Raw genomic sequence first — 13779 nt, forward strand, 5'->3', positions numbered from 1 at the left:
CCTTTTATTCCGTATTGATATCATGAGGCGAGTCGATACGAAGGCATACGTGCAAACAGTTTGGATGGAATGGCCACCAGGTGGCTGACCACGTATACACGTTTGCGTATGCCCTCGTTCATCCGTATTTGCAACCCGTTAGGGCGCTTTGTTACATATCCACGAGCGATACGTAGTCAGGACGATCCCATTTCCGCTGCACTTCAACGCCATGTTGTGGGTGGCGCTTTTTGTAGCGTGGATTAATTTCCGGTAACGGGTTTAGGCCTTTGACATTCAGAATTTGCATGCGTACCTTGGTCTGCTTGTATGCAGGTGTATGAGTACGCACATCAACCGCAGAGCCTGTCAGCAGATTGACCGCTGTCTCGTGGCTAACCGAGTGCATCGGTACATAAATTTCCTGTCCACGCACACGATCCGTAACGACCGCACGCAGCTTGATGGCTCCATATGGAGATTCAAGACGTACAAGTGTGCCATCCTCAACGCCGCGCTCTGCCGCCAGCTCTGGAGATACCTCCACAAATACCTCGGGCAGCTTGCGGTTAATTCCCTGTGACTTGTTCGTCATATTGCCTTCATGGAAATGCTCCAGCAAGCGACCATTGTTCAGAGTTAGATCGAACTCGGCAGGATATTCAACGGGCGGTACATAGTCCACCAGTGAGAAGCGCGCTTTTTTATCTGGGAAATGGAAGCCGTCTGTATACAGAAGCGGCGTATTCGCACCATCGGACGCGCCCCAGTGGAAGCTACCCCAGCCTTCCAGTACATCATAATCACATTGTGCAAAAAATGGCGTTAGACTCGCCATCTCTGCGAAAATCTCGGATGGATGCGTATAGCCCCAGTCAAAACCAAGCTTCTTCGCTAGCTGTGTCGTGATCCACCAGTCTGGCTTGGAATCGCCGAGCGGCTCCAGCACCTGATACAGACGCTGTACACGACGCTCCGTATTGGAGAATGTACCATCCTTCTCCAGCGATGGAGACGCAGGCAGGATTACATCTGCGAACTGAGCGGTTTTAGACAGGAATACATCCTGCACGACGAAAAATTCAAGCTGGGATAGCATCTCATGCACATGGTTTACATTGGAATCGATCCATGCCATGTCCTCACCAACCAGATACATCGCCTTCATCTCACCACGAGCGATACCATCCACCATTGCGATATTGTCCTTACCTGGAACGGGTGAGATCGGTACACCGTAAGCCTGCTCAAACTTGGCACGTGCTTCGTCATTCGATACATGTTGGTAGCCCGGCAGCCATGGTGGCAATGTACCCATATCGCATGCACCCTGTACATTATTATGTCCACGCAGTGGGTATGCACCTGCACCAGGGCGCATATAGTTGCCTGTAGCGAGCAGCAGATTGGAGATCGCGGCAGATGTATGGGAACCCGCGATATTTTGTGTGACACCCATGCCCCAGCAGATCGCTGTTCCATCGGCATCGCGAATCATTTCTGCAATGTTGATCAATTCTGCCTGAGCGATACCGGTCACTTCTTCTGCATAAGCGAGCGTATACGGCTCGATCAGCTTCAAGTAATCCTCATATTGATTCACATGTTGCTGGATAAAGTCTGGCTGATGCCAGCCCTGCTGGATCATATAGTTCGTAATTGCGGTAATCCAGACAAAGTCTGTGCCCTGCTTTGGACGGATGAACAGATCGGAACGCTCTGCCATCTCATGTTTGCGCAAATCGGCAACAACCAGCTTTTGTCCGTGCAGCTTGTGCGCGCGCTTGATGCGAGTTGCCAGTACCGGATGACCATCCGCAGGAGCGCAGCCGATCAGAATAACCAGACCTGCCGCAGCGATATCCTTGATTGTACCTGCGTCACCACCGATGCCAACTGTCGACATCAGACCATCGGAAGCTGGAGATTGGCAATACCGAGAACAGTTATCCACATTGTTCGTCTGGAAAATTTGGCGAGCGAGCTTCTGGATCACGTAGTTTTCTTCGTTTGTAATTTTGGAGGACGAGATAAAGCCGACTTTATCACTGCCATGCTCATTGCGAATAGCATTCAGGCGGTCAGCTACATAGGTTAATGCTTCATCCCATGTCGCTTCCACGAATTCTGCACCCTGACGAATGAGTGGTGTCGTCAGACGCTGATCACTATTGACGAAGTCCCAGCCGAATTTCCCTTTCACACAGGTCGAGATGGCATTGACCGGCGCATCATGGGTAGGCTGTACCTTTAGAATTTCGCGACCTTTGGTCCAGACTTCAAAGGAGCAGCCTACGCCGCAGAAGGTGCAGACTGTTTTGGTTTTGCGTGTGCGTGTATCACGCATTGCCGCTTCAACCTCGGAGATTGCAAAAATGCCGCTATAGCCCGGTTCAACCTCTTTGATCACATCGATCATCGGGTTCAGCATATTTTCACCGATACCGGACATAAAGCCAGCCTGACCGAGCATGGATTTTTCCATCAGTGCATTACATGGGCAGATCGTGACACATTGTCCGCAGCTTACACAGGATGATTCATTGATCGCTACGCCATCATCCCAGACGACGCGAGGGCGATCCGCTTCCCAGTCAATGGATAGCGTTTCGTTTACCTGCAAGTTCTGGCATACCTCTACACATTGACCGCAGGCGATACACTGGTTCGGATCATAGCGGTAAAAGGGATGTGACATATCGACTTCATTAGCAGGTGCCTTGGGCTTGTAAGGGTATTTCTGATGCTCGATGCCCATCGCTTCAACGGTATTGTGCAAGGTACAATTACCGTTATTGTTATCGCAGACGGTGCAATACAGCATATGGTTTTCAAGCAGACGATCCATGCCTTCCGTCTGTGCCGCTTTGGCAGAAAGGGAATCGGTCTGTACGCTCATGCCTGCGGTTACAGGAGTAGAGCAGGCGCGAGTTAGCTTGCCATCGATTTCGACGATACACGTATCGCAGGTCTGAATCGGATCAACCTCAGGCACATAGCAGACCTGTGGATGCTGAATCTGTGCTAGATTGATCGCTTGCAGGACAGTCATGCCTGGCTGGGCTTCATAGTCTTGTCCGTTAATGATAAGTTTGACGGATGAGGATTCGTTCATGTGGAGACTCCTTCGTTATCAATTTGCAGGTGCATTATCGGGTTCGGGGTGAAAACGGCATAAAAAAACTCCACCTTAAAGTCGACGCCTGGATCAGGCAGCAAGTTTAAAGTGGAGTAATCCGTTAGCAATGACATACTAACCAATCAACCCAAAATCATTGACAATCATGTGACTAAAAATATTATACTCCTCCTGTAAAGAAATTCAAGACACAACTTGTTCAAACTTAACATGATAGGTGATACACAAGTCGTAAATCTTCAGAAAATAAAGCAACACTTGAATTTCAGAGGATCAGGTGTATGATCATTAACGTACTGTTGAGCAACAACAGGCAGGGAGGAACGGCGATGAAAAAAGAGGCAGCATTTAACGAGATTGTACGTAAAGTGCGTAAGGATACATTTGGCAAAGGGCCGGAGCGCATTCATACGACCTTTGTTGATAATATGGCTATTACGAAGATGTGGGGCAATTTTACACCGACAGAGAAATTTATTGCCGGGACGGCAGAGGGCAAGGAGATGGTGCACCGCGCACGTACTCAAATGGTGCAGAAGCTATATGAGCAGCATGTACCGGACGGAATGGAGGAGCTATGCGGTTCAAAGCTTCAACATCTGTTTACCGATATTAAAGTGGAGGATGATTTTGCCATCTCCGTGTTTGTGTTTGAAAAAAATATTGAACAGGGATGATATCATGGACGCGGAGTTTAAGCAGCAACGCACAATGATCCGCTATGAAGGCGGACGATTCGAGGAAAAGCAGGATCTAGTCGTATCGGAGCAGCCGATTACCGTCAAGGTGAATGGTGAGGAGTTTGTCACACTTGTATGCACACCCGAATATGTGGAGGATATGACGATTGGCTTTCTCGCATCAGAAGGTGTGATTCAGCGATATAGCGATATTAACGAGCTGTGGATGCAGGAAGAGGAAGGCTTTGTGCATGTGCGTACCGATCGCTGGAAGCCACAGCATCGGCAGCTATTCACCAAACGGTATATTACATCCTGCTGTGGAACAAGCCGTCAGGGGTTCGTTTTTTTCAACGATGCACGTACAGCGAAGCGAATGGATGAAGTTAAAGTACAGCTTACTTTTCAGCAATGCTTTGCGCTGATGGATGAGGTGCAGCAGCAGAGTGAGCTATTCAAGCAGACCGGTGGTGTACACACGGCGGCATTATGCGATCCAGATGGAGTGGTACTGGCTCGTAGCGATATCGGTCGTCACAACGCACTGGACAAAATTTACGGCTGGTGTCTGAAAAATGATATGAATCCACAGGGGAAAATTATCGCCTTTAGCGGACGGATTTCCTCGGAAATTTTGACCAAGGTATCGAAGATTGGCTGTGAGGTTATTTTATCCAAGTCGGCACCTACTGAGCTGGCGCTTGATCTGGCAGATCATCTTGGCATTACGACAGTAGGTTTTATTCGCGGCGACAGCTGCAATGTGTATACACATCCCCAGCGTTTGAAAGAATATGCGGACAAGCAGGAAAGCACTGTGTTATTCTAAAAGGAATCACTTTCAGGCGATATCGCCCTGAATCGCCAGCGCAATGACGCGTCTGGCTGAAGCAGGCGGTAGGCGCCTTATTATATATCGGGCATGGAGCGAGGATTGGAGGAGAGACGATGGCTATCTATGATCAGCATAACCGTATCATGCGGGATTTACGGATCTCCGTCACAGACCGCTGTAATTTCCGTTGTCGGTATTGTATGCCGGAGGAGATTTTCGGCAAGGACTATGCTTTTTTGTCCAATGAGCATGTGCTAAGTGAGGAAGAGATTGGGCGTATAGCAGCGATCTTCGTTGGACTCGGCACGCAAAAGCTGCGCATCACAGGCGGCGAGCCGCTATTGCGTAAGGATCTTGCTAGCATTATTGAGCGATTGTCATCACTCGGGGCAGAGGATTTGTCGCTGACGACGAATGGCAGTCTGCTTGCGCGTAAGGCAACCGAGCTGAAGGCAGCCGGACTACACCGGATTACGGTCAGTCTGGACAGTCTAGAGGACGATCTATTCCTGAAAATGAATGGTGGACGTAGCCGCGTGAAGCCCGTGCTGGAAGGCATTGATGCCGCAGCAGCCGCCGGATTATCGGTCAAGGTCAATATGGTCGTTCAGCGTGGCTTTAATGAGGATGCCGTCGTACCGATGGTGAATTATTTCCGGGAGCGCGGTCATATTTTGCGCCTGGTTGAATATATGGATGTAGGGAATACGAATGGCTGGAATCGCGAGCATGTGGTCAGTAAGCAGGAGCTACTGGATCGGATTGGCGAGCATTGGCCGCTAGAAGCGATGGCGCCGAACTATGCTGGAGAGGTAGCGACTCGTTATCGTTTTACCGATGGAAAAGGGGAGATTGGCTTTATTTCCTCTGTAACTGAAGCTTTCTGCGGCTCCTGCACACGAGCGCGATTGTCGGCAGAGGGCAAGCTGTATACATGCTTGTTTGCGACTAAGGGGCATGATCTGCGCGCCCTGCTACGCTCCGATATGACTGATTCAGAGCTTGCACAGCATGTATCCGATATCTGGAATGGTCGACATGATCGGTATTCACTTGATCGCGGAACTGAAGCAGCGCCAGATCGTCAGGGTGGCAGCAAGGTTGAGATGTCTCATATTGGCGGATAAATCTGGAAAGCAAGCCCTTCAGCAGGTAATGAAAATAACAGCTATACGATAGCAATGGAAAATAGAGGGCGACTGCCTTCTATTTTTTTGTCACAAGATTGACAAATAAAAGGTAGTCCATTACTCTTAGAAAGCAGCTAAAGCTGGCTTGGAGCGGATTCATGTATTGTCTCGGCTCTAAGCGTGAATGCAATACCGTTGATTGATGACCTTATACGTGAAAATGTAAGGGAATTAACCAGCATTACCGGTTCCTCTGTATGTTATGACACATGTCTTATGTCAGCAGGATGAGGGCTTGTTATGGTGGTTTTTTGTGCTGTAATGATTCGCTGTTTGGCATTGCAATCTGGCGCCGGAAATGTAATCACAATGAGCGAGTCCCTGTCTGCACACAACCGTATGCTAACAACGAAGATGACATGGATGGAGGATATACAATGGCTTATTATACACCGCAGGAAATTATGAAGATGTCCGCTGAGGTTGGCTTGAAAAAATCCAAGCTGCCAGTATGGACGGTACTGATTCTTGGTTTTCTGGGCGGAGCCTTTATTTCACTAGGATTTCTCGCGGATATTCGCGTAATCGGAACTGCTCCCAAGGAGCTTGGCTCGATCGCTGGATTTTTCGGAGCAGCTGTATTTCCAGTTGGCTTGATGCTGACTGTACTGGCAGGAGCAGAGCTTCTGACGGGTAATATGATGACAATGGCTGCGGCACTATTTTCCAAAAAGATCGGTATTGCTCAATTGCTGAAAAACTGGGTGCTGGTACTCGTTTCTAACTTTGTCGGTGCCATTGCAGTTGCCTACTTTTTCGGGCATGTGGTTGGACTGGTAGAAGGAGATTTTCTCGCGAAAACACTGTCGATCGCACATGCCAAAGTTCACGATGGCTTTGTGGAATCCTTTATATCAGCGATTGGCTGTAACTGGCTCGTTTGTCTTGCCGTCTGGATTGCTTATGGCAGTAAAGATTCGTTTGGCAAATTTGCAGGCATCTGGTTCCCGATCATGGCGTTTGTCGCGATTGGTTTCCAGCACGTTGTAGCTAACATGTTCATCATTCCGGCAGCGATTTTTGCAGGCTCGGACATTACATGGCTTCAATATATCGAAAACTTTGTACCTGTATTTCTCGGTAATGTCGTTGGGGGTTCGATCTTTGTTGGACTGGCGTATTTCCTGGCTTACCGTCATACGTTTGATAGCGCGGCAGCTCCAGCGGAACAGACGACGGCAACGACAGCTTCGGCTTCCACACGAGCGATTCCAGACGCTAACTTGAATAATACGCGTGCAGTGAAGCACTAGATTATATTCCCTTTTATCAAAAGGGAGCGATGACATGATCGACGATCGGATCAAGCTTCTCTACACAATAAAGCACAACAGATAATCAAAAATCCCCGTTTCTGAAATTCAGAGAACGGGGATTTTTCTATTGCAGATACCATGTATTACGTTTATTACGAGTTATTTTAAGGATTAAACAGCGTGCTTATCTGTTGGAATGCTGTCCGACGCTTCTTCGTTACTACCCGCATCGTTAGATACTACGGGAGTAAGTGGTGACACCGAAGCCGATGCTACAGAGGACTCACTACCAGATGCAGCATGCTCGTCCAGCTGGAAGCGATCAAGCTCGTGATGCATTTCGCCGCGAATTTGACGAAGCTGCTTCACCTGCTCGCTCGATTGCTGGAAGGCATGGCGCTGCTCGACAGTAGAAGCAGTAATCTCCTGACTACCTGCCGCAGACTGCTCGGTAATGGCACTAATATTTTCAATCGCTTGCTGTACCTGATTACTCAGCTCATGCGAGCTTTGCATATCGTCAGACAGGCGATGAATATGCGAAGCAATCTGCTGAATTTGCTGACTGATCTCGGCAAAGGAGGCATCGGTAAGCACAGTTGCCTGTTCCTGCTGTACAAACAGGTCTACGCTGTTCGTGACGGAAGCATGTACCTGACCTACCGCTGAGGTGATCGCTTCAACCGCTGCAAAAATTTGACGTGCAGCTTCAACGGATTGATCGGCTAGCTTCTTCACTTCACCAGCTACGACCGCAAAGCCACGTCCAGCATCGCCAGCGCGAGCTGCTTCAATAGAAGCATTCAGGGACAACAGATTCGTTTGCGATGCGATATCCGATACGAGCTGCGTCATACTAGCGATCTGTCCGGCGTTTTGCTCCAGCGATTGTACGGTTTGCTGCAATTCACTCATCGCTTGACGGTTATTCGTTACGATCGCGAGCTGTTGCTGCATACGACTGCTGCCTTCCTGAATCGAACGTAATACTTCATTGCTGTAAGCGGCTGATTCGGATGTCGTTTCCAGATTAGAGCGGAATTTATCCTGCATCTGATCGACAACTTCAACCGTTACACTCAGATCCTCAGCAATCTTCTGACTGCCTACCGCCAGCTCCTCAATCGATTGAGCAACCTGACTTACGATATCCTGCATACGATCATTACTACGGTCAATATCCTGCGCCATATCGTCTACACGGTTACCCGCCTGGCCAATGGAGCTGACGATACTGCGCAGATTAGCAATCATCTGGTGGAACGCACGATTCAGCTCGTCCAGTTCATCGCGTCCTTTGGCTGCCTGTAGCTTCACAGTCAGGTCGCCGCCTGCGATACGCTGCGCTGCATCCGTTAATACCTGAGTACGACGTGCCAGTTGTCTTGCTGTATAGGTGTTGAAAATACCTACAGCAATAACGAGAATGATCGCGCCTATGAGTGCGATTTGCCATGTTAGCGTGATGCTGGATGTCAGCTCGGCAGTATAATTTTCATAGTCTGCTTTGGTTTGCAATTTCAGCAGGTAGACATCGTTTTGAATACCTTCGATTCGAATGCTCTCACGTTTGGCCTCGGCACCATTCTGATTTTGCATCGCGGTTGTACTGGCTGTAGCGAGTTGCTTGAATTTGCTCTGAACCCGCGCTAAGAGCTGTGTTTCTGCCGGCTCAGGTAAGCCAGCTGCTTGTAGCGTATCCAACGTTGTTTGTACTTTTGTCAGCTGTTTCTCTACAATTGCGCGATTACTTTCCGATATAGAAAAGGAATAGTTGTTCAGCGCCTGACCGGTGGACACCAGATCACTGTCCAGCTGCTGTACATTCAGCATATTAGGCACCAGATCGCTCGTTTGTGCGTTGATGCTTAATAGCTGGAAGATGATATAACCGACCAGTATGAGCGAAGCGAGTAGCGAGATGAGCGCATTTCGCACCAGTTTTCCTTGTAATTTCATGGGGGATTTCCTCCAGTAGTTAAAAAGTAAGGGCCGTGCGAATTACGAGCCTTGCAGCGTGATTTTGATATCACCCGAGATCAGCTTTTGCTTCAGGTCCTCCAGCTGCTTTTGCTGGTCATCCGATAGCTCAACGAGATGAATTGGAGCCAGACCGACACCGCCATCTTGCAGACCGAATACCATGTCTTTTTTCGGGAATGTTTTATTGCTTTGAATATACGTTTGTGTCGCATTATATAGTGCGACATCGATATTTTTGACCATCGAGGAGATGACCGATTTTTCAGCTAAGAAGAATTGATCGCTATCTACACCGATCGAGTAAATGCCTTTTTTCTGAGCTTCTTCTAATCCACCGACACCGGTCAGACCTGCAACGGTATAAATCACATCGGTTCCATCATCATCAATCATTTTGGTAGCAGCGGCAGAGCCAAGCTCTGGCTTACCAAAGTCTCCGGTGTAATTCACAACGACGCTGGAGGATGGATTGACTGCAAGTGCACCCTGTTCAAAGCCACTTTGGAATTTATGGAGAAGAGGAGTTTCGATTCCGCCAATAAAGCCGAGCTTACCTGTTTTACTAGCCATTGCTGCAAGCGCACCGGCAAGGAAGCTGCCTTCTTCTTCTTTAAATGTAATCGAAGCAACATTGGGCAAATCTGATTTTTCGTCAATAAGTATAAACTGACGATCTGGATGACTCTTGGCAGCGGTTTCCAGACTATCCTTTACAGCATACCCAAGTCCGATAATCAGGTCATTGTTATTTGCAAGAAGCTGATTAAAGCCTTCGTCATACGTTTTGGTATCTGAAATCTCTCTGTAGTCAAACAGAATCTTGCCTTCATCGCGAGCACGAATAAGGCCATTAAAAGCACCGTCACTGAAGGACTGATCACCAAGTCCGATATCAGATAACACGATACCAACTTTGAGCCTTCCCGTGTCTGCCGAAGCGACAGGTTGTTTGTTCGAGCAGGCACTAAGAAGCAGAACTGCGGCTAGAATGATAAGCCCGCTAATTTTTTTCCAATGATTGTTTGTATACACTGGCGATTTCCTCTCTGATTCGAAATACGTTTCAAAGGGTATATCGGATATCCAAGTCAGTTAGTTAAGATGCTACACCAATGTAAACGCTAACAATTCAAAAGTTAATCTTCCGATGACGCTTTAGGGTAACTTTATCAAATTAATGCTTGGATGCAGACCTGTGACAGGGTATGATAGGAGTTAATCAATTTTGCAACATCTGCATATGCGATGCATAGGGATGAATACTATCGTTAACTGGGGGAAGAGTATGAAGTATATCAGCACGAGAGGACAGGTTGAGCCAAAGGGCTTTATCGATACTGTACTGATGGGACTTGCCGATGATGGCGGTTTGATGGTGCCAGAGAAGGTGCCGACCGTTTCGGAAAGCACGCTTCAAGCATGGAGCAAGCTAAGCTATATTGACCTGTTCCTGAATATATTTGCTCTATATGTAGAGGATGAGATTCCGGCAGACGATCTACGTCAGCTTGCAGAACGCAGCTATGCGAACTTCCGCCATCCAGAGGTTGCTCCGGTGCGGCAAATTAACGATTCGCTTCATATTATGGAGCTGTTCCATGGCCCTACCTTTGCGTTCAAGGATGTAGCGCTCCAATTCATGGGCGAATTTTATTCTTACATTTCCAAAAAATACGGTGAAGTCATTCACATTCTAGGTGCTACCTCCGGCGATACCGGTGCAGCAGCCATTCAAGGTGTACGTGGTAAAGAAGGCATCAAAATCTGTATCCTGCATCCACACAATCGGGTGAGTAAAGTACAGGAGCTGCAAATGACGACAGTAGACGATCAAAACGTGCTCAATCTGTCGGTCAAAGGCAACTTTGATGATTGCCAGAAAATTATTAAGGATCTGTTCGCTGATCTGCCATTCAAAAAGCAGCATCATCTGCGCGCGATCAACTCCATTAACTTTGTACGGATTCTGGCACAGACGGTGTACTACTTCTACGCTTACTTCCGCGTGGAGGAAGCAGCGACAGGTCGCAAAATCAATATCTGTGTGCCATCCGGTAACTTTGGTAACATCTTCTCTGGCTTCCTGGCGCAGAAGATGGGACTGCCGATCCACAAGCTGATCATTGCTACGAATGAAAATAATATTCTGGAGCGCTTCGTGAAAACAGGCGAATATAAGCCTGGTGATTTCCGTAGCACGCATAGCCCATCGATGGACATTCAGGTGGCAAGTAACTTTGAGCGTTATCTGTACTATTTCCTGAACGAGGATGCTTCCAAAGTAGCGGCGTACATGCAGCAGCTACAACGTGAAGGTCAAATCGTACTGTCCGGTGCCGATCTGGAGCAGGTGCAGCGTGACTTTGTCGCACATGGCGCATCCAATGCAGAATGCCTGGACGAGATTCGTAAATATAAGCAGGAATATGACTATCTGCTTGATCCACATACTGCCTGCGGTATTGCGGCATACGAGCAATACAATGGTGAAGATGAAGTGTGTGTAACACTGGCAACGGCGCATCCTGCCAAGTTTGACGAGGCGATCATCCTATGTGATATTAAGCAGGAATTCCCTGCACCGATCGCTGCGCTGTTCGATATGCCACAGCATCAGACGGTGATCGATCATGATAAGGATGAGGTTGTACGCCAGCTTGAATCGTTTTATACATTGCAGCTGTAATCACGAAAGATAAGTATTCCGAAACCGTAGCCTATGGCTGCGGTTTTTTGATTTGTAAATAGAATGGATGAATAACAGATAACGATTCCAACTCTGTTTGGGTGAACATCTTCATAATATTGTGTTTTCACAAAAAACTAGGCATAGTAGATGTAGAAGCCGTAAAACGCATAAAAAATAAACTGATTCATAGGGATTTGTGCAGAGCATGAAGGGATGAGACAAATGACATTTCAACATCAACTGGAACGCTTGAAACTACAATGGAATGATCTGTTAGAGACGTTGCAGCATAAAGGTGCAGACGTAATCCATATATATGAAGAACCTGTAAAAGATAATCAGCTTGCTGAACTGGAGCAACAGCTTGGGATAGAGTTACCTGATGAGCTAAGACAGATGCTGGCTATGGCATCTGAAGCAAGAATGGGATGGACGCTGCCACATGAATCTTTGGTGCCATTTGGTGCCAATGGAGATTGGGGATGGTCGTTTCAGGCAATATACTGGCTGGATGTGTGGCAACTGGAGGAAGCCGTGAATCCTACACGCTATCTTACTTTTTGCCCTGGCTACAATGGAGATAGTCTTGTGCTTGATATGCACGCACCATCCAAGCAACATGCAGTGTTAAGCTGGAATCATGAGACAGGCGATTTTCAATTTCTTGCACCTTCACTCGGTGAATTTTTTGAGCGTGTGACAATCATGTATGGAATTGGAGCAGAATCATGGCAATATGAACCGTTTATCGATTATAGCGGCTTGAACGTCGATCATCCTCATTCACTAAAGTGGCGTGCTTGGATGCATGATTATGTGCATCTAACACTCGAAAAGGCACAGGCAACATTGGAGGGACTTATTCGTTATACTGAGGTGTCTGGTGTAGTAGACGTTTCATTGCGCTCAGCGTTTCATCATTTTGCACCGGAACTTATACTTCAAGCATGGCAGAAACGCATTAATGAGGAATCAGATCGTGGTATACGTGAGACATTGATGAAGTACATCGGTGATATTTGTTATACACATGCGGCAGATTGGGTACGTTCGCTGTGGAGATCACACGCTGAGGAGCGAATCAATGCGTCCGTGTTGACGTATTTGACAGTACGATGTTTACCAGAATCTGAAGGTTTGAAACTTGTGTTCAACGAGCTAGAGCAGATGGAGCAGACAAGTCGCCTCAATGGATATACGGCATGTGCATGGCTGAAGCCTTTTACAAGTCGTAAGGTGATTGAGTGGATGTTCCTTGGTCAGCGTGTCAGCTATCCCTATGATGGCTGGGATCGTCTCTTTGCCTGTTCTGCACCGTCAGCGGAGGATATCTGGCAATGGCTCGGTGGGAGTACGGTGCAGCGACAAGTCGTCATTAGTGCACTGGCAATGCTAGAAAATGTACAGACGATTTTTCCAGAGCAGGCTCAGTTGCAGCATACGCTGGTATTGCTGGAACAACAATTAGACAAAGCCGTTACGAAAAAAGAAAAAAATCTGGTGAACGGTGCTGTTCACGCGCTGAACAAACTATAAATACAGTCTTATTATAGACACGACAACATTTCATACATCAAAGGTGGTCATTACATTGGAAATTCAGCATCGTATTCCGTCAATCGACGAGTATTTGCATTTGCGCAAGATTGCTGGCTTGAGTGAGATGAGCCGGGAAGGTGCGGCAAAGGGACTACCGCTCAGTCTGTTTGCAGTCGTACTGGAAGAGCAGGGCGAAGCGATTGGTATGGGACGTGTAGTAGGCGATGGCGGTTTATTTTTCCATGTAACCGATATTGCTGTGCATCCCGATCATCAGGGGAAAGGCTATGGAAAAGCTATCATGGGCGAGATTAGAGATTATTTGCAACAACATATGCCACCGCGTGCAATGGCTACATTGTTCGCCGATGTACCTGCAGATCGACTGTACGCGCAATTCGGATTTGAATACGCGGCACCGGCATCGCTGGGCATGTGGCTACGGCAGTCTCCATAAAGAAATGATGGTATAGCCTGACAGCGATAAGA

General features: G+C 47.7%; 10 protein-coding genes. 7 read left to right on the forward strand and 3 right to left on the reverse strand.

The features are described from left to right. Nucleotides 1-151: 151 nt before the first annotated feature. Complete coding sequence (gene fdhF, locus SK066_RS06855; RefSeq protein WP_320544121.1) at nt 152-3094, reverse strand: formate dehydrogenase subunit alpha; 2943 nt, start codon at nt 3092-3094, stop codon at nt 152-154. A 353-nt stretch (nt 3095-3447) separates the two neighbouring features. Between fdhF and SK066_RS06860 the strand changes: the two genes are divergently transcribed. From SK066_RS06860 to SK066_RS06875, 4 genes are all read left to right on the forward strand, one after another. Next, entirely contained in the window at nt 3448-3795 is a 348-nt protein-coding gene (locus SK066_RS06860; RefSeq protein ID WP_188776221.1) for a Na-translocating system protein MpsC family protein, read from the forward strand. A gap of 4 nt (nt 3796-3799) precedes the next feature. Continuing rightward, nucleotides 3800-4627: a formate dehydrogenase accessory sulfurtransferase FdhD gene (gene fdhD / locus SK066_RS06865; RefSeq protein WP_320544122.1), complete on the forward strand. Its 828-nt coding sequence runs from the start codon at nt 3800-3802 to the stop codon at nt 4625-4627. Between the two features lie 119 nt (nt 4628-4746). Continuing rightward, nucleotides 4747-5760 carry a GTP 3',8-cyclase MoaA gene (moaA, locus tag SK066_RS06870; RefSeq protein WP_320544123.1) on the forward strand — a complete coding sequence of 338 codons (1014 nt, stop codon included), beginning with the start codon at nt 4747-4749 and terminating at the stop codon, nt 5758-5760. A 440-nt stretch (nt 5761-6200) separates the two neighbouring features. Next, nucleotides 6201-7076 (forward strand): formate/nitrite transporter family protein, encoded by an 876-nt coding sequence (locus tag SK066_RS06875; RefSeq protein WP_320544124.1) that lies wholly within the window; start codon nt 6201-6203, stop codon nt 7074-7076. Between the two features lie 174 nt (nt 7077-7250). On the opposite strand, the gene SK066_RS06880 is transcribed toward SK066_RS06875, so the two are convergent. Both SK066_RS06880 and SK066_RS06885 read right to left on the reverse strand, forming a co-directional pair. Then, complete coding sequence (locus SK066_RS06880) at nt 7251-9038, reverse strand: methyl-accepting chemotaxis protein (RefSeq protein ID WP_320544125.1); 1788 nt, start codon at nt 9036-9038, stop codon at nt 7251-7253. 42 nt (nt 9039-9080) lie between these two features. Next, complete coding sequence (locus SK066_RS06885; protein ID WP_373289138.1) at nt 9081-10094, reverse strand: BMP family lipoprotein; 1014 nt, start codon at nt 10092-10094, stop codon at nt 9081-9083. A 253-nt stretch (nt 10095-10347) separates the two neighbouring features. Between SK066_RS06885 and thrC the strand changes: the two genes are divergently transcribed. From thrC to SK066_RS06900, 3 genes are all read left to right on the forward strand, one after another. Continuing rightward, nucleotides 10348-11748: a threonine synthase gene (gene thrC / locus SK066_RS06890; protein ID WP_320544126.1), complete on the forward strand. Its 1401-nt coding sequence runs from the start codon at nt 10348-10350 to the stop codon at nt 11746-11748. A 225-nt stretch (nt 11749-11973) separates the two neighbouring features. Beyond that, the gene (locus SK066_RS06895; protein WP_320544127.1) at nt 11974-13287 is read left to right on the forward strand and encodes an SMI1/KNR4 family protein; all 1314 of its coding nucleotides are present in this window, start codon (nt 11974-11976) and stop codon (nt 13285-13287) included. A 55-nt stretch (nt 13288-13342) separates the two neighbouring features. After that, a complete protein-coding gene (locus SK066_RS06900; protein ID WP_320544128.1) occupies nt 13343-13747 on the forward strand; it encodes a GNAT family N-acetyltransferase in 405 nt (134 codons plus the stop codon). Nucleotides 13748-13779 lie beyond the last annotated feature (32 nt).

Origin of the sequence: Paenibacillus hunanensis (assembly GCF_034055775.1) — a bacterium.
GTDB lineage: Bacteria > Bacillota > Bacilli > Paenibacillales > Paenibacillaceae > Saccharibacillus > Saccharibacillus hunanensis.